Below are 17,899 nucleotides of genomic sequence, written 5' to 3'. Positions count from 1 at the left end.
CATAAGGAACCATTATTGGGGACATTCCTGTCTCTTAAGTCAGACCACAGCTTCAGCAGGTGTGTCCCCTTTCCGACTAATCCAAGCGGCAAGCAGAACGAGATGAGCATGAGGTCGACAGCGGGTCCCACTGCAGGACGCAGTGGGTCGGCAACTGAGACACGGATGTCGCAAATTTAACCTGTGCCCGCTGGAGGCCGAATGGGAGTCCGTTCCTGCTCCACGAAGGTCTAGGGTGACGTTGGGTGTCTGTAAGTAAGCACGTGGAACCATACCTTCAAACAAAAATATTATTTCACTTTTGTGCCATCTTCGATTTTTTCATCCGGAGAGAGAATAATTTTTTCCCCCTCTTTTAGTCCTTTGAGTACTTCAACTTTTTCATCGCTCTCGATGCCCTTTTCGATGGCCCTGAGCTTTGCTCTGCCATTTTCTATCGCAAAAACGTGATCTTTGCCTTGATATTCAAAAACGGCATTCTCATCAATGAGTAAGGTATCTTTCTTGCTTTGCGTGATGATTTTAATATCTAATTCATATCCGGGCTTTAAAATTTCCATATTGTTGGCAAAAGCAATTTCTACCTTCACCCTCTTTTGCTCAATACCCAGCTCTGACGTTTTGCTAAAGGCTTTGGGATAGATTTTTCGTACCGTGCCTTTGCCGTCTTTGATGCCTAAATCTTCATTCTCCATGAACACTGTTGCGCCTTGCTTCACATCGGCGATTTCATCGGCTAAAATATCACTTTCCAGGAAAATGCCCTTTTGATCGCCCATCTCAAAGAGCAGGGTGCCCGGCTGGACGAAGCTGCCCGGTTCAATTTCTTTTGCCATCACGACACCATCCATGGGTGCTTTAATCGTTAAATCATTGCTTTGCTTTTGTAATAGACCGATCTGGGCCTCAATCTCCCCAATTTGCCCCTCATATTGCTCCCTCACGTTTGCGGAAGCGCCTTTTTGCGCCACGGCCAAATCGCTCCTTGCTGTTTCCAGGCCGGATTTCTCCGCAGCAAGCTGAGTAAGTGAATCCTGATAAGCATCCAAACTGATGGCGCCGCTTTCGTATAAAGCCTTATTATTCTCCGCAACCCTTTTGGCCTCGTTATAGGAAACCTGCGCAGACTGCAGCTGTGCCTTCAACTTATTAATCTCTTCTTGGTCCGCCGGCTCTTTTGCTTCCTGATACTGGGCTACGGCCGATTGTTTTTTGGCCTCCAAAGCCTGTATTTGCAGGTCCACTTCCCTGTCATCCAATCGGGCCAGCACCTCTCCCTTTTTGACGGTATCGCCTACCTCAGCCATAACTTCTATGATGCGGCCTCCTTCCTCTGCATATACCGAAGTATGGTCCGCCATCTGCACCACTGCCGTTTCTGCCACATATTCGTCAATATCACCGCTGCTCACCGTGCCTGTATCTACCTTTACGGCTTGACTACCGGACATCACCCCGTAATATCCCACCACCGCTAATAATATGGCAGTTCCGATCCAAATCATTCTTTTTTTCTTTTTCATGATCATTTTACTTTCCTCCTTATGAAATACGGCTTTTTAGGGCATCAATAAAGTTTAGCCGGTAAATCTTTTTCCGCGCAGCCAGTTGGGCAATAATGACAAAAAGAAAAGTAGATAATGCGGCATAAATAAATGTCTTAGGGGTCAGCATCATGGGAAAGGTCATCATGTCTGTACTGAAGGAATTCACAATACCCTTAATCATGCCGATACCGAGCGGAACGCCCAAGAGCAGGGCAAAACCTGTCATCAGGAAATTTTCTTTGCTTACCAGCCGGTAAACATCTTTTTTATCAAAACCCATCACCCGCAGGGAGGCAAACTCCATACTGCGTTCAGAGATACTGATCACTGTAGAATTATAGATGATGGCAAAACCTAATAATCCTCCGAACAGCAAATATAACCTGGTGCTGATAATCATCATATCCATATACTCCAGGAATGCGTTTTTCATATCGTTGAGCGAATTGATCGAACCAATATTTTTCACATCCTTTAGCTTTTCTTTCACATCATCCTGAGAGGCAAGGGAAACGCCTGTAATCATTTCTTTATCCACCAACAATTCTTCCATAGCCTCCAGGTCCATATAAGCGTTAGCACCCAGATACTGCTTGACGATACCGCTTACTTTTAGTTCCAGATCCTCTTTCCCCGGCACAAAATTTTTAATGGTAATCTTATCCCCCCGGTTGACCTTAAGCGTTTTCGCCAAGCCCTCCCCAATAAAGAATCCCTTTTCTGGAAGCTTCACTTCCCGATTATTTTCATCTTCAAATTTATAAAAGGAAGTATTCCTGGGTATCCCAATAATACTGACCGTTTTCTTACGCCATCCGTTTTTTAATTCAAAAGGATACTCTAATTTTGGTTCGACCTTACTTGCCTGAATCAGGTGACTGATCTCATTGATCACTCTCTTATTCAGAGGCTGGTTGAATTCAATATTATAGTCCATTTTTTGATATTCCCCGTATTGCACGGTAAACATTTGCGGGAAAACCTCTGCCTCAAAGAGAGGTACGGTATTGATCGCATAAGACAAAGCGAGTCCCAGGACTAAAAAGGCAAACCTCCCTTTCGTTCTCAGGGCATTTCTAATCACCATTTTCCAACTGAAGGAAAGGTGCCGCCAAATAATATCAATCTTTTCCAGCATAATGCGTTTACCCGATTTGGGCGCTTCCGGCCGCATGGAATCCGCCGGCATGATCCGCAGCACGGGCCGGGCACCCAAAATTCCTGCCGTCATGCAAAAAATGGCCGTCAATAAAAAGGCGTTTACCATATAAAAATAATAGATCTCACTCTTCATGATCGGAATATTGAAATACAGCGCATAGACCTGGATCATCGGTCCGGAAAGAAGGATGCCGCCCCCGATGCCTACGATTGACCCCAGGATGCCAATGGCCAGGGCATATTTGGTATAGTGGGAAAGAATGCTCCTGTTGCCGTACCCGAGGGCTTTTAAAACACCGATCCCCATCCTGTCGTTTTGCACAATCCTGGAAAGCATGATAAAAATAATGAGGGCGGCAACCAGGAGAAATAAGACCGGAATGGTTTTAGCCATCTTCTCTATACCGTCCACTTCTTGGGTCAACATTTGATTACTTAATTGATCTTCCCTTTTAATAATTCTTTTCACACCATATTTATCCAGCTTCTTTTCCACGCTGTCTACAATATCGTCAATTTTACCCGGATCATTCACGGTCATAAGCAGCTCATTATAGCTGCCCTGATACCCGGAAACCGACTGGGCGAATTCCTCACTTACATAAGCCACACCAAATTTCTCCGGGGCAGGCAGAAGGGACTGTTCATTTTCCATTAAATAAACAAATTCCGCACTGGCGGCAATGCCGGAGACAGTCAATTGATGCACCCGGCCGTTAATAAAGGGTGAAATCGTGTCGCCGGGTTTAATATTTCTCGCTTTAGCAAACTGCTCCAATAAAACCACATTGTCATTGCCGATTTGGGCCCGATGGCTGCCCAGCCAATAGAGCCTATTAATCTTTTCTTCATCCTTGGGCAGAGAAATGATGCGGATATTGACCTTTTCATCCGCATTCTTTACCCGGAGAGGCACATCTATGCTGACCCGTCCCTGCACCTCTTTGATGCCATCGATTCCTTTCAGCGCATCGATGGCTCCTTGGGGAATTTTCACCAGCTGTACATGAATGTCATTAAAATTGGTCAGGTCGTAATAATTACTGATGGCATTCTTCAAGTTAACGGCGCACATATTAAATAACATATAAATGCACAAAGCAACGGCCACGATCACCGCAACGGAAATAAACTGACCTTTGGATTGCCTGATCGTCCGGATCAGACGAATATCCAGCTTCTTCATTACCACTCAATCCTTTCCGGAGGAATGGGATTTTGGTTTTCTCTGATTTCGACGATCCTGCCGCTTCTCATTTTAATCACCCGGTCCGCCATATCTCCAATGGCCATATTATGGGTGATGATCACCACCGTTTTATGAAAGGTCTGGTTGATTTTACGGAGCAATGCCAAAATCATAATTCCCGTCTGATAATCCAGGGCACCTGTCGGTTCGTCACAGAGAAGCAGAAGGGGATTTTTTGCCACCGCCCGGGCAATGGCCACCCGCTGCTGTTCACCGCCACTCATTTGAGAAGGGAAATGGTCCTTCCGGTCGCTGAGCCCTACCGCCTCCATGATTTCATCGATATTCAAGGCCTCTTGACACAGTTCAGTGGCCAGCTCTACGTTTTCCCGGGCAGTCAGATTTGCCATCAGGTTATAAAACTGAAAGACGAAACCTACCTTATCCCGCCTGTATGCGGTTAGTTTTTGATCATTGTATTTCGTAATCTCCTCACCCTTGACCAAAACCCGTCCCTCTGAGGGCAAATCCATGCCCCCCAGAATATTTAGAAGGGTACTCTTTCCGGAACCGCTGGGGCCAAGGATCACCACAAATTCTCCGTCATATAATTCGAAGCTGGCGCCTTCCAGGGCCTGCACAGAAACTTCCCCCATTTGATAGTTTTTACTCAAATTTTCGATCAGCATCAGAATATTATTTTTCATCTTCCGCCCCCTCCTCTTTCTTTAGCTGTTGAGGACTCTCGATACTTCCTAGTAAACCGTATTTGAGAAAATCGAAGAAACTATTTAACATTTTCAATCTCTTGCTTTCGTCCATGTAATAATCTCTCTTCACAGCAAAAGCGGTGGGCAAGTGCAGCAATAGGTTTGACACAAACTCCACATCCAAAGGCCGGATTTCCCCTTTTCGGATCCCATCCTCTAAAATATAGCGCCACATCTCCAGTGTCTTCTGTTCCTTAAAGGGCATCAACTTAGCCAGTACATTAGGCCGCTCCATAATATCTTTGGAAAGAATGGCCGGAGTTTGTCTTGAGATTTGCAAGATATAGGTATACAAACATTCTACTTTGTCAAAGGTGTGATAATTTTGGCCAATTATTTCCATAATTTTATTTGTATGGACCATGGAATACTTCATCAAAACCTCGATAAAAAGGTCTTCCTTGGACGGAAAGTGTTTATAGACGGTCATCTTGCTGATACCGGCCTCATGGGCAATTTGGTCGACCGATACGCCATTATAACCATATTTCCAAAATAACGCCTCCGCTTTTTCCAGCAATCTTTCCAGTTTCCTCTGACTTTGGGTTGCCATATCCTTCAACCTTTCCAATATTGCACAAATTTTTGTACTTTTGTACTTGAATAGTACATTTTATTATATTCTCCCCATCGGAACTTAACAAATAGCAAAAAACATCTGATTTCCCCGGTTTGGGCCTCCAGATGCTTTTTAAGTAAATAAACATCATTGTTTTGTGATCTTGCTCATTGATGCGCATTTTTTAAGTGGTTGCCGGGCAGGATCGTTGTTGACGCCGATCACACCATGAAATATAATTAATTTAGCTAGTTTAGCTAAATTAGCTAGAAAGGAGTGTGTGTTTCCATGATCGTCAACTCAACGGAAGTGCAGAACAATTTTGGCAAATATCTGATGCTGGCAGCCCAGGAAGATATCATCATTACCAGAAACGGCAGGGAAATAGCAAGACTATCGGCCCTAAAAGATCCCCTTTCAGACTTCGGCGAAACGCCCGGAACGGTGATGGAAAAAGCGGAAGCATACGGTTACGGGGGCCGAAAAGCTTCCTATGAAGAGTTTCTGGAGCTGACAAAAGATAACGAGGAAAGATACGAATACATTGACGGTGAAATATACTTTCTGGCTTCACCTAAAACCGCCCATCAGATCGCATTGACCGAACTGTTTGTTATTTTTTACAATTGGTTTCAGGGGAAAGATTGTACGCCCCTGGTCGCCCCTTATGATATTACCCTGAAAAGAAACGCAGAGAATATCAATGTGGTCCAGCCCGATATCATGGTCATCTGCGATCTGGCGGAAAAGCTGGACAAAAACGACTATTACCAGGGCGTGCCGTCCCTGGTGGTGGAGATTCTCTCCGAGGGTACCCGAAGCAAGGATTTGATCAAAAAGCTGGACCTTTACATGTCCTGCGGTGTGCGGGAGTACTGGATTGTCAACCCCCTCAACAAGGAAGTTACCATTTACCTTTTTGAAGATAAAGACATCCGTAACCATACTACGTACCGGAAGCACGAAACCGCCCCATCCTACATTTTCACGGGACTATCCGTGGAGCTTGACCGCATCTTTAAGTATTAAATACCGTGTGACAATCCACCCTTTTCTACAAAAACGGTAAAGGTGCCATCCCCATTGTCGGCGACCCGTAAAACCCGGTGGTTTTCCTCCTTAAAGCTTCTGGGCACATTCCGGATGGGCTCGCCCTCATTCATTTTGATTTCCAGAATCTGTCCATCCTCCAGCTCCTCAATGGCTACTTTTGCTTTCACAAAGGTGACCGGACAGACTACATCGGTGATATCTACATAGGCGTTTGCCTTCATTTCACTCATCTTCATTCTCCTTTATCCCTTGATACTTTGGCAATTTGGGCGACCCTGGGCATTTTGTACATTGCCCATTGTCTATTTTATTGCCTCTTTCAATTCATCCTCAAGCCGGTCCCAGCCAACCCTGTCCAGAGTACCGGCAAATCTTTCCCCCGGTTTTCCATGTTTCCGGACGAATTGGAGGGTTGTTTCGATGACCGTGTGTACTTTTTCCTGATCAAATAGAATAGGAAGCCGCTGTTTTCCGATGGCAATCCTATTTCCAAACACTCCCCCAAAATAGAGGATAAATCCCCTTCTGCCTTCCCACGCTTCCCCCGGGCAAGACTGAACACACCTGCCGCAGGCATTGCACAATTGCCCGTCAAAAGCCAATGTTTGCTCCTGATGCTCTATTTTTATCGCCTTGGTGGGACAAACAGCTTCACACAACCCGCAATAGGTGCATTTATCTTCCAGCCACTGCGGCATCAGACCGCCTTTTATCCCCAGGTCATTCTCTTCCGCTTTCAGGCAATTGTTTCGGCACCCGGTGATGCCAAGCTTAAACTTATGGGGCAGGTCTCTGGCATAATACCTTTGGTCGCATTCTTTTGCCAATGCGGTGGTGTCAATCAGTCCGCTGGGGCAAATGGCGCACCCCTGGCAGGCTGTGATCGTTCGCACCCTCGGTCCGCAAGCCCCCGGCTGCAAACCGGCCTCTGCCAGTTCCTTTTTAACGGTCTCCACATCCGCTAACTTAATAAAGGGTATTTCCATACTTTGTCTTGAGGTCATGTGCACATATCCCTGTCCATACTTTTCCGCGACCTGATAAACTTTTTTTAATTGGGCTGCCTGCAGTTGCCCGCCTGCCACTCTTAACCTTAATGAAAAGCGGTCTTTTTGCACTTGTTTCATAAAGCCGCCCTTTTTCAATTCTTGATAATCAACTTGGACCATTTTTTATGCTCTCTCCCCTTTCCTTTTCCTGTTAGGCAAAAACGATCTTTTCTTCGCTCACTTCTCTGTCTTGGATCCGGAAACTTTTCAATACAGGATGATCCTGATGCATCAGAGATAGGATCAGGTAACTGGCCACCGGATCAAAGGCTAAGCGTTTATCCTCATCAGAAGGCCTTGACGGCGATTCAGGATGGCTGTGAAAATTCCCCAACAGCACCCAGCCGTTGCTGCGGATATCCTTTATGGCATGGAACTGCTCTTTTGGGTCCATGGAAAAATGCACCGGACTGTTGTCGACATTCGTCAGCAGATAGACTTTTTCCACTACCCTTTTATCATCAGCCAACTGACCTGCCAGGAGCCCACAGGCTTCATTGGGTAAAGCTTTCCGTGCATGATGCACTATTTCTTCAAACTGGCCTTTCCGTAAAACAAGCATTTTTCTCACCTTCTGTCTCTGTGAAAATCGCCCTATCAAGGCTTTACTTATTTTTTTACTTCGCAAACCGCCTGCTCATAATCAATCAGTTCCCGAATCGTGGGATTCTCCCCACAAACCTGACATTTTTTGTGATGGGACAATTTCACCTTGCGGAAATTCATGTGCAGGGCATCATAAGTGAGCAGGTGTCCCGTAAGCAGTTCTCCCAGGCCAAGCAGATATTTTATTGCTTCCGTGGCCTGAATGGTACCCATGACGCCCCCCATCACACCTAAAACGCCCGCCTGCTTGCACGTAGGTACTGCCTCCGGAGGAGGAGGGTTTTTAAAGATACAGCGATAGCAGGGTCCCTGGCCCGGGACATAGGTCATGGTTTGTCCGGAAAACCGGATGATTCCCGCATGGGAAAAAGGCTTTTTGTTGAGAACACAGGCATCATTAATGAGGAATTTGGCTGGAAAATTGTCCGTTCCATCGATAATGAAATCATAATCCCTGTCTTTGATGATGCCGGTGATATTGCTGGAACTAACCCATTCCCGGTATCCCACCACTTCCACATCCGGATTCATCTCATGGATGGTCTCTTCTCCGGAAATCACCTTATACTTTCCCACATCTTTTGTGAAGTGAATAATCTGCCTTTGGAGATTGGATAACTCCACGGCGTCGAAGTCAACCAGGCCAATGGTGCCGATTCCGGCAGCAGCAAGGAACATGGCCGCAGGAGCGCCCAGTCCTCCGGCGCCGATGATTAATACTTTGCCATTGAGAAGTCTTTTCTGCCCCTTTGCCCCCACTTCTTTTAGGATGATATGCCGGGAGTACCGTTCCAACTGTTCATTGGTGAAGCTCATAAAGCGCCTCCTCCCATGAAATAGAGAAATTCCACAATGTCATTTTCCCGAACAGTGAGTGTTTCGAAGTCCTCCCGATCGATTATTTCATCATTGATCTGCACGGTTACATACTCCTGCATTTCCACATTCTGAGCATGGAGCATTTCCGCTACCGTGATTTCTTTTTCCAAGATCACTTCTTTTCCGTTTATCAAAATTTTCATCCGTTAAAAACCTCCTTATCTCTAAAATTTACAGGCAACCCACGTTTTCCTCGTTTCCATCCGGATGCCCTAAAAAGCGCAAGCTACTGAATACTTTTTGTCTGCTGTCCAAATCCCCAAAAGTTCATCTATGACTCAGCTCCGGTTAAACAGCTAGACACACCGTCAACCCAAGCATCAACTCCTTGATTTTATTTTCGCATGTTATTTATTAATCCTATCATTTTAGTATGTTTAGATGTAAAAAAATAAGAAGTCTCCCGAGTAATCATTATTATTCTGATAGTTTTTATCTGTTTTATTTTAGGCCACCCCAAAATAATTGTCAATAGAAAACAAAGAAATACATCACAGGCTAAAATCGAAGCAAATAAGAAGGCTGGGAAGCAGTAACTTCATATTGAAACCTGTGGAATTACTATGGTTGTAATCCGCAGGTTTCAAGGCTTAAATGCTTATTATTCTGACTACTTTTGACTAGATCCATGCCGATTTTACGATACGGTTTTTATCACCGATGAATACGGTATGATATCCGGCTAAGGAAAAGGAAAGTAGCTCTGCGATGATACATAGGGCATATCTATGCCAGTGCACTGCCGCCGTCTCTATAAACCAACTCATTCAAAAGGCGGATCACTAATCCATCTTTATCACAACATCTCCAATATTTACCTGGGCGATCATCTGATAAGGACCGTCACCCTGTCTTTTTACGACGGAAACAGATTTATCATTTAATATCACATTACCTAAACCCGAACCGAGAGTAGCAATATATTTCTCCTGTGATTTCGGGAGATTTAAGCTGATGTTTCCTGTTTGCAGCCAAATATCAATATTGCCATCCACAACTCCGCTAACCACTACATCGCCCGCCTTATTTTCTACATTGAGGCCGGTGCAAATTATATTTGGCATGTGAATCAATCCCATTTCCCCATTAACCGTAATCTGCTGTGCGTTCATGGAATCCACTTTAATTTTCCCGATTTTCGAATCAATGACAATGCTGTCCAAAATTACATCTTGAGGTACGGTAATCGTGATGTGAATGTCAGATAGGATCTTCCCCACATCAGCAACGAAGCCACCTTCTACAGTATTGGCAATTACTAATTTTCCTTCCTTAATTGTACAAATAGGATGCTCATATGTAGTATAGCCAACACTGTATTCATTCCCGTAAAGGATGTTAATATCGGCTACATCATTTTGCATTTCTATTGCGGAAAACGGTTCTGTAACAATACTCCCTGAAACGGTTTCTTCAGGAATAACTTCTCCTCCGCTTCGTTTGTCCATGAGAAAGACGATCATGATACATCCCATGACGAAACAAAACACTGGTAAAAGGATACGTACTCGTTTATCTAAAAAGAATCTTTTATCCATAATTTACACCTATTACTTCGATATTCTTGAAGAATTTACCGGAAGACAGCAACAGCCTCGGAAAAGTCGACTCCTTATAATGGACTAAGAAAACTAGACAACAAAACAGCCTGATTTAAAGTGTATAATGAGGTATGCGAAAAACATTTACAGGAGAATTTAAAGCCAAGGTTGTACTGGAAATTCTAAAGGAAGAAAAATCCATATCCCAGCTTGCTGCCGAATATGAAGTACATCCAAATCAGCTGTCTAGTTGGAAGAAAGAAGCAATTGAAGGGCTCCCTCAGATACTTGCAGATGGACGCAGGAAGGATGACGAAAAAGAAGATCTAAAAAAGCAAGTGCAAGATCTGTATACCCAGCTTGGAGAGGTCACCGCCCAATTCAATTGGCTTAAAAAAAAATCTGGGATCGACCCTGCCAAGAAGTGAACGGATTGCCCTTGTAGATTTTGACGATCCCGAAATGTCCGTTTTTGTGCAAGCTCAAATGCTTTCTCTCAATCGGAGCAGTCTTTACTATAAACCAGTTCCACCATCAGAAGAGGAAATTCGGCTTAAGCATGCCATTGACGAAATTTATACTAAATCACCCTATTTCGGTTCGAGAAGTATTACGACGGTCTTAAAACGAGAGGGACACTTGGTTAGTCGGTCAACGGTTCAAAAATATATGCGTGAAATGGGCTTGGTTGCAATACATCCTGGTCCTAACCTCAGCAAAAGAAACCATGAACATAAGGTTTATCCATACCTACTTAGAAATATTACCGCCAGTTATCCAAACCATATTTGGGGAACTGATATTACCTATGTCCGCTTACGACGCGGCTGGCTTTACCTTGTAGCATTTCTGGACTGGTATTCACGTTACGTGGTTTCATGGGAATTAAGTGATAACCTTGAAGTTGATTTTGTTCTTTCCGCATTGGAAGCAGGTCTAAAAATCGGAAAACCTGTAATTGCCAATAGCGATCAGGGTAGCCAATTTACATCCAGACGATATATAGATACGCTGATAAATAGTAGCATCCAAATTAGCATGGACGGAAGAGGCCGGGCATTAGATAACATTTTCACAGAACGATTATGGAGATCTGTTAAGTACCAAGAAATATATATTAATGATTATGCAAGCCCTAGAGAAGCCAGGTATGGTATTGGAAGATATCTTGAAAGCTACAACACATACCGGCCACACCAAGCATTGAAGGAACTTACTCCGGCAGAAGTTTACTTTAAAAAATGACTTCTTAAAACCCTGGAAGGGCTCTGCCCCTCCAAACCACCCCGCCCTCGCCGGGAGGCAACCGGTCTGTTATGAACAGACCGGAAACAAAAGGGTCTTGCTGATCAACATGTCAAGGGCAAGCAGCTTCGCTGTCGGCAAAGCCGACCCTTGACATAATATCTAATCCAGTGGAAATAATTAACGGAATTACCAATACGTTTTTAAATAAACTTACAATTATATACAATTATCAAGGAGCGAAAGGTGGTGTGAATACACCTTAAACAGGGTCAAAAAATTGTCTTGACAAAGTAGTCCACCATACCTGCCATGTCCATTACCTCATGAGTAACGGCCGAGGCAGTGCAAACTAACGAAGCACCGCTTGTTGAATACATTGTTGCCGCCGGGGCGGACAATACTTGGAATGCCCTCCCCGGTGACAACACAAAAACAGGGGCATTTTTCAGAAAGACAGCAAGTTGCTATTTATCGTCATTAATTCGGTACACTAGCCCCAATCGCTTCGCCGGTAGCGCCATCAATAAAAGGTGTACCTTTAGCTTCTGCCAGTTCTTCTTTCGTTGCAGTATCACGTAGGAAGGGGAAATAGGGCAAAAGGTATTTGAGCTCTGTGGGCTTGGTCAGCTTAGACACCACGATCATGACGATAACCGAAATGCCCAGACCCAAGATAACCGGATGGATAGGTTTCTGGCCAATGAAAAAATCCCAAAAGAAGTAGACAAGTCCGCCTGTGACCATCCCAGCAAAAGCCCCCTCTTTTGTCGCACGTTTCCAGAACAGACCGAGCCATAAGGGCGCGAATATGGTTGATGCGTTGATGCCATAAATATACGCCAACAGAACAATCACCAGTTCCGGCGGATTCAGGCTGATAATCATCGCGATACCCCCTGCAACCAGGGCAGCGATACGAGTAGCTAACACCAATTTCTTACCGGTCAGCGTGCGCTTTGTGGCGACGCGATAAACATCGTAAATCGCAGCAGTTGCCACAAGGAGAATCTGGGCATTGGCCGAAGAAATTGCCGCAGCGGCTATCCCAACCATGATAATACTGCCGAGGAAAGGAGAGAAGTACTGAACCGCCAGAAGCGGATAGATCCAGTCTTGGTCAGTTCCGACAGGCAGCGTGGGGATGAGCACGCGGGCGCCCATGCCCACGAAGGCGCTGGAAAAATAAACAACGAACATCATCAGAACAGCAAAACCCGCCATCATAACTGCGGTTTTATTGTTCTTTGCGGCAACAGCACGGATGGCATACTGCGGATTCGCCCCACCGCCAACTCCATTTGCCAGGAAGATACCAAACAGGAAGAAGGGTGTAAATGTATTCATTGCCGTGGGATGGAGCAAGGAACCTTTCACCGTTTCGGCGCCACCTGCCAACGGAGCGGTACTAATCAACGCGGCCGCTTCATTAATGGCTGTAAAGCCACCTGTGAGTTTCAGGATACAGAACGCGCCAACCAAAACACCGATGGTCAAAAGAGAGAAATTCAGTACGTCTGTCAAAGCAACGCTGCGGAAACCTAATATGGCTGTATAAAGAACCATTAATGCTACGAACAAAACACCCATTGAATAAGGAATGCCTAACATGTTCGCCATGATAATGGCAAACCCTTTCATCTGAATCACAGCGAACAGAGTGAAGACGATCAGCATAATACAGCCCATAAGTAATTCCAAAGCGGGAGAATTGAAACGCTTTACAAAGAATTCCGGGATCGTCGTCAGCGGAACACGCCGTATTTTGTAACCAATAGGAATCAGAACGACGGCCGAACCGACAAACCAGGCAAAGGGAGAGTAAATCAAATAGGAGTAGCCGTATCGGAAAAGAAACCCGGGACCACCAATCATGGAACTGGCGCTAACCCAAGTAGCGGCAAAGGCACAAAGGGTAAGAACGTAACCCATCCGATGGCCGCCGACCATGAAATCACCCGCGTGTCTTGTTTGCCGGTGCGCTACGTAGCCAATCACAATTAACGCGGCTACGTACAAAACCAACATAACAACGTATATCGAAGTATTTGACATGTCATCAGTCCCTTCTTACATTAAATTAAGAAAAAACGAAGAAAAACCAACTGTGTTGTAATCTGCAAATTAATTTTTCGCATCTTCTTCGGGCATCGCTCTTACGCAGAGCCAGGAAATAATTACCGGAGCCACACAAGAAATAGCAAACGGCAAAAACACGCAGAGCCAAGTCATCACCGGAATGCCAAGCGCTCCCATAGACCCAAAACTATCAGTCGGAATCAGGCTCAATACGATATACATAATAATATAGAATCCAAAGGTGTAACAAAGGGGACCTGCAAAGATTTGCCAGTCTCGTTTTTCTTCCGGATGCATAGTATACCTCCATTCTTCTTCTTTCTTTGTTCAGCATGATTACTGCTCCCAAGTTATCAATGGTCTGGCAAAATAGTAAATAATCCTTTTTCAGTCTAAAACATTGCTGCAGCGGTGGTTATTTACACGATACTATAAAAGCATACACCTCCTTTTTCTTTCTCGTTTGCAGTCATGTTTACTAGGCAACATACCTCCCTTCCTTAAAATTTTATTGTTTCTCTATAGGGATACTACCTTCCTGGGATACTTTGTTGACTAATGATGCGATCTTGCGGAGTATTCTGTGAAAAAGCTTAGTCCCTCTTGACGATCATCGCGATACCTTGGCCACCGCCAATACAAAGTGTGGCGAGACCCGTTTGAGCTCCCATCCGTTTCATTTCATAGAGAAGGGTCACTAAAATCCGGGCACCGCTCGCACCGATGGGATGCCCCAAGGCAAGTGCGCCCCCATGATGATTGACCTTGTTTGGTGGGAAATTCAGTTCTTGGGCAACTGCCAAACTTTGCGCTGCAAAAGCTTCATTGGCTTCGATCACATCAATATCCGCCAAAGTCATGCCTGCCTTTTCCAAGCATTTTTGGACCGACGGTATCGGTCCTGTGCCCATCACTGCCGGATCCACACCGGCAAAAGCGCTGGCAACGATCGTTGCCAAAGGCTGGATGCCAAGCGCTTGTGCCTTTTCTTTGGACATAAGTACCACGGCGGCGGCGCCGTCGTTGATTCCGGAAGCATTGCCCGCAGTAACGGTGCCTGCTTTCTGAAAAGCCGGGCGGAGTTTTGCCAGAACTTCTATGGTAGTTCCTTTGCGGGGAAATTCATCGGTATCAAAAATGATCGGCTCTCCCTTCCTTTGCGGAATCACGATGGGGACGATCTCCTCTTTAAAAACGCCATCCTCAATGGCCGAATTTGCTCTTTTCTGGCTTTGTACGGAAAACTCATCTTGCTGTTCACGGGTAATATGGTATTTCTCGGCTACATTTTCCGCCGTAACGCCCATATGATATTGATTGATCGCGCACCAAAGCCCATCTTTGATCATGGCGTCGGTCACGGTAGTGTCTCCCATCCTTGACCCCCAGCGCATATTGTCTGAGACATAGGGGGCCCGGGACATATTCTCCATGCCGCCGGCCACGACGATCTCGTTTTCCTCCGCAATGATGCTCTGGGCAGCCAAGGCAACGGCTTTTAGCCCGGAACCGCAAACCTTATTAACTGTCCAAGCCCCGGTTTCCCTGGGCAAGCCCGCTTTGAGAGCTGCTTGGCGGGCCGGGTTTTGCCCTAACCCGGCTTGGAGTACATTACCCATAATCACTTCGGCAACTTGGGATTCATGAATACCCGCTCTGTTGATTGCTTCCTTTATGACCGCGGCCCCAAGGTCCACGGCGGTTACGTCTTTCAAACTGCCGCCAAAACTGCCGATGGCACTTCTAATCGCGCTAGCGATAACAATTTCCTTCATAATCAATATCCTTTCTTCTTATCATCTCGATCGTGTAAGCATTTACACAGATGCGCGAAGCCCCTATTTCTTCTTTTTGGCGATAAAAGCATTCATCCGTGTCTGTTGCTCTCCGTGGCCAAAACAAAGTGCAAAGCAATCAGCTTCGATCGCTAATCCGGAACTCAATTCCAAGGATAAGCCCCGGTTCATTGCGTTCTTTGACAGGGATACAGCGTAAGAGCTGTTTTTGGCAATGACTTGAGCAGTGTTGATAGCCGTGGCCATTAAGACTTCATTTGTGGGTAAAACCAGGTTCACCAAACCGATTTGGGCAGCTTCCCGCGCATCAATGACCGCCCCCGTATACAGTAACTCTGCAGCCTTTGCCTTACCCACAATTCTGGGGAGAAGCTGACTGCCGCCGAAACCAGGCGTGATCCCCAAGGAAACTTCCGGCTGACCAAACCGGGCATTTTCTGAACAATACCGTATATCACAAGCTAAGGCCAATTCACAGCCGCCGCCTAGGGCAAAACCATTTACCGCGGCAATTACCGGTTGGGGAAGCTTTTCAAGCAAGCGTATGACGGTATGTCCCAGCGACGCAAATTCACGTGCTTCCCCCGGGGTTTTATTTCTCATTTCCTCAATATCCGCCCCCGCTACAAAAGATTTTTCCCCGGCACCTGTTACAATCAAAGGCGTGCCGTCGCCCAGTGCCAATAAAGAAGACAATACCTCTTGAAGCTCTTGGAGCACTTCGGTATTCAAGGTGTTCAATACCGCCGGTCGGTTGATTGTTAAAAGAGAATAACCTTCGTTTTTTTCAAAAATAATATTTTTCACTTGTATTACCTCATTTGTGATATATTTACCACTGTTGAACGCTGCTCTATTACGCACCTTCCGTTTTGTTTGTCTCTTTATAAATGTATCTTCTTTCCCAAACCTCCCTTAGCTGATCCCGGAAATCAGGATGGGCAATCTCAATCAATGCCTTGCCCCGGTCGTTCAAAGTTTTGCCCCGCAAATCCGCAATGCCGTATTCGGTAATGATATACTGTACATCGTAACGATTCGTAGTTACTGCTGCCCCTTCATCCAGAATGGGGACAATTTTAGATGTTTTACCTTTATTTGTGGAAGGCATGGCGATAATGGACTTGCCTTCTTTACCCATAGCGGCTCCACGCACAAAATCAACCTGACCGCCTACGCCGCTAATTTGCTTGTAACCAATCGTTGTGGAAGCGACTTGACCCATGAGGTCAACTTGAACGCAAGAATTGATGGAAACCATTTTGTGATTCTGCCGGATAATGTAAGGGTCGTTCACATACTCTACGGGATATAACTCGATCATGGGGTTATTGTGCGCAAAATCATAGAGTTTTTTGGTTCCCATGAGGAAGGTAACGATAGATTTCCCGGGATGAATGGTCTTTGCTTTGTTGGTGACAACGCCGTCTTCAATAAGATCGACGACACCATCGGCAATCATCTCTGAGTGGATTCCTAAGTCTTTTTTCTTGTTTAAGAATTTCAAAAGCGCATTGGGGATGCCGCCAATCCCCAGCTGCAAAGTAGCTCCGTCTTCGATTAATGAAGCGCAATGTTCCCCGATTGCTTCTTCAATCGCACTAGGCAGGAGAGGAGGAACTTCCAATAAGGGCCGGTTGGTCTTGACGGCATAATCGATTTCCGTCAAATGAATGAAATTATCTCCCCATGTGCGAGGCATTTGTTCATTAATTTCGGCAATGACAATCCGGGCATTTTGGGCTGCGGCCTGCGTATAGTCATTCGAAATTCCATAACTGCAAAAGCCAAATCTATCGGGAGGGGAAACCTGGATCAGAGCCACGTCTACGGGCATTTGGCCGTTGGAGAAAAGAGCGGGAAAACAGTAGAAATAGACAGGCGTAAAATCTCCTCGTCCGCTAGCAATTGCCTCTTGCGTGTTTTTTCCCACAAAAACGGAATTATGGCGAAAATGCTTACGCAATTCCGGCGCAGTATACAATCCTTTGCCGATACAAACCATGTGGACAATTTCCACATCCTCGTATTGGGCATAATTCTCTACCATGGCTGTTAAGAGCACGCTAGGCTCTCCTGCTGCATGGCCCACGACAACACGGCTATGAGAAGGGATATGTCGAACTGCCTCCTCTGCAGATACAAATTTGGCTCGGGCATTATTATTACTGTTCACTATTGTTGTGCCTCCTGTTTCAAGGTTTTTAGTTCTTTAATGATATTTAATACATCTTCCTGTGACCTGCTAAGCCAAATTCTTTTGTCCTTGTATTCAGGGGGAATTTTTGCGCAGGCAGAGAAGCAGCCGCATAACAGAATACAGCCATCGACACTGTTTGCTTCTTGATCAAACTGCTCCGGCAAAGAATTTCGTATGAGCTGGGCAGCTTTGCATCGGTCATAACAGGGGTTACATCCTCCGCAA

18 protein-coding genes are annotated in these 17,899 nt (G+C 45.5%); 2 read left to right on the top strand and 16 right to left on the bottom strand.

The window, feature by feature from the left end:
* Positions 1 to 290: 290 nt before the first annotated feature.
* From DCMF_RS27955 to DCMF_RS27940, 4 genes are read right to left on the bottom strand one after another with little or no spacing between them, the layout of a single operon-like run.
* Entirely contained in the window at positions 291 to 1,529 is a 1,239-nt protein-coding gene (locus DCMF_RS27955) for an efflux RND transporter periplasmic adaptor subunit (protein WP_148137487.1), read from the bottom strand.
* 13 nt (positions 1,530 to 1,542) lie between these two features.
* Positions 1,543 to 3,894 (bottom strand): ABC transporter permease, encoded by a 2,352-nt coding sequence (locus DCMF_RS27950; protein ID WP_148137486.1) that lies wholly within the window; start codon positions 3,892 to 3,894, stop codon positions 1,543 to 1,545.
* Positions 3,894 to 4,604, bottom strand: coding sequence for an ABC transporter ATP-binding protein (locus tag DCMF_RS27945; RefSeq protein WP_148137485.1), 711 nt, complete (start codon positions 4,602 to 4,604; stop codon positions 3,894 to 3,896). Before DCMF_RS27945 ends, DCMF_RS27950 begins: the two co-directional genes overlap by 1 nt.
* A complete protein-coding gene (locus DCMF_RS27940) occupies positions 4,594 to 5,220 on the bottom strand; it encodes a TetR/AcrR family transcriptional regulator (RefSeq protein ID WP_148137484.1) in 627 nt (208 codons plus the stop codon). The genes DCMF_RS27945 and DCMF_RS27940 overlap by 11 nt, the downstream gene beginning before the upstream one ends.
* Before the next feature lie 294 nt (positions 5,221 to 5,514).
* On the opposite strand from DCMF_RS27940, the gene DCMF_RS27935 reads away from it, so the two are divergent.
* Positions 5,515 to 6,255, top strand: coding sequence for a type II toxin-antitoxin system Phd/YefM family antitoxin (locus DCMF_RS27935; RefSeq protein WP_148137483.1), 741 nt, complete (start codon positions 5,515 to 5,517; stop codon positions 6,253 to 6,255).
* Here the strand turns inward: DCMF_RS27935 and DCMF_RS27930 are convergent.
* The 6 genes from DCMF_RS27930 to DCMF_RS27905 form a co-directional block, all read right to left on the bottom strand.
* Positions 6,252 to 6,509: a sulfurtransferase TusA family protein gene (locus DCMF_RS27930; RefSeq protein ID WP_148137482.1), complete on the bottom strand. Its 258-nt coding sequence runs from the start codon at positions 6,507 to 6,509 to the stop codon at positions 6,252 to 6,254. The two genes, DCMF_RS27935 and DCMF_RS27930, sit on opposite strands and share 4 nt — an antisense overlap.
* A gap of 72 nt (positions 6,510 to 6,581) precedes the next feature.
* Positions 6,582 to 7,448 (bottom strand): 4Fe-4S binding protein, encoded by an 867-nt coding sequence (locus DCMF_RS27925; RefSeq protein WP_148137481.1) that lies wholly within the window; start codon positions 7,446 to 7,448, stop codon positions 6,582 to 6,584.
* Positions 7,449 to 7,479: 31 nt separating this feature from the next.
* Positions 7,480 to 7,890, bottom strand: coding sequence for a M67 family metallopeptidase (locus DCMF_RS27920; protein WP_148137480.1), 411 nt, complete (start codon positions 7,888 to 7,890; stop codon positions 7,480 to 7,482).
* A 47-nt stretch (positions 7,891 to 7,937) separates the two neighbouring features.
* Entirely contained in the window at positions 7,938 to 8,750 is an 813-nt protein-coding gene (locus DCMF_RS27915) for a HesA/MoeB/ThiF family protein (RefSeq protein ID WP_148137479.1), read from the bottom strand.
* On the bottom strand, positions 8,747 to 8,956 hold the full coding sequence (thiS, locus tag DCMF_RS27910) for a sulfur carrier protein ThiS (protein ID WP_148137478.1): 210 nt from the start codon (positions 8,954 to 8,956) through the stop codon (positions 8,747 to 8,749). Before thiS ends, DCMF_RS27915 begins: the two co-directional genes overlap by 4 nt.
* A 639-nt stretch (positions 8,957 to 9,595) precedes the next feature.
* Complete coding sequence (locus tag DCMF_RS27905; protein ID WP_148137477.1) at positions 9,596 to 10,351, bottom strand: DUF4097 family beta strand repeat-containing protein; 756 nt, start codon at positions 10,349 to 10,351, stop codon at positions 9,596 to 9,598.
* Positions 10,352 to 10,485: 134 nt separating this feature from the next.
* Between DCMF_RS27905 and DCMF_RS27900 the strand changes: the two genes are divergently transcribed.
* A protein-coding gene (locus tag DCMF_RS27900; protein ID WP_148133300.1) for an IS3 family transposase occupies positions 10,486 to 11,599 on the top strand; the annotation gives its coding sequence in 2 pieces (ribosomal slippage) (positions 10,486 to 10,755 and positions 10,757 to 11,599; 1,113 coding nt in all).
* 480 nt (positions 11,600 to 12,079) lie between these two features.
* On the opposite strand, the gene DCMF_RS27895 is transcribed toward DCMF_RS27900, so the two are convergent.
* From DCMF_RS27895 to DCMF_RS27870, 6 genes are all read right to left on the bottom strand, one after another.
* The gene (locus tag DCMF_RS27895; RefSeq protein ID WP_148137476.1) at positions 12,080 to 13,654 is read right to left on the bottom strand and encodes a sodium:solute symporter family protein; all 1,575 of its coding nucleotides are present in this window, start codon (positions 13,652 to 13,654) and stop codon (positions 12,080 to 12,082) included.
* 69 nt (positions 13,655 to 13,723) lie between these two features.
* Positions 13,724 to 13,975 (bottom strand): hypothetical protein, encoded by a 252-nt coding sequence (locus DCMF_RS27890; RefSeq protein ID WP_148137475.1) that lies wholly within the window; start codon positions 13,973 to 13,975, stop codon positions 13,724 to 13,726.
* A gap of 296 nt (positions 13,976 to 14,271) precedes the next feature.
* On the bottom strand, positions 14,272 to 15,453 hold the full coding sequence (locus DCMF_RS27885) for an acetyl-CoA C-acetyltransferase (protein ID WP_148137474.1): 1,182 nt from the start codon (positions 15,451 to 15,453) through the stop codon (positions 14,272 to 14,274).
* A 63-nt stretch (positions 15,454 to 15,516) separates the two neighbouring features.
* Complete coding sequence (locus DCMF_RS27880; protein WP_214658959.1) at positions 15,517 to 16,281, bottom strand: enoyl-CoA hydratase-related protein; 765 nt, start codon at positions 16,279 to 16,281, stop codon at positions 15,517 to 15,519.
* 49 nt (positions 16,282 to 16,330) lie between these two features.
* Complete coding sequence (locus DCMF_RS27875; RefSeq protein ID WP_148137473.1) at positions 16,331 to 17,650, bottom strand: acetyl-CoA hydrolase/transferase family protein; 1,320 nt, start codon at positions 17,648 to 17,650, stop codon at positions 16,331 to 16,333.
* Positions 17,651 to 17,696: 46 nt separating this feature from the next.
* Positions 17,697 to 17,876, bottom strand: coding sequence for a hypothetical protein (locus DCMF_RS27870; RefSeq protein WP_214658958.1), 180 nt, complete (start codon positions 17,874 to 17,876; stop codon positions 17,697 to 17,699).
* Positions 17,877 to 17,899: the final 23 nt, after the last annotated feature.

Origin of the sequence: Candidatus Formimonas warabiya (assembly GCF_002777255.1) — a bacterium.
GTDB lineage: Bacteria > Bacillota > Dehalobacteriia > Dehalobacteriales > Dehalobacteriaceae > Formimonas > Formimonas warabiya.
The sequence above is the reverse complement of the archived record's forward strand: the minus strand, read 5'-3'. Positions and strand labels throughout refer to the sequence as shown.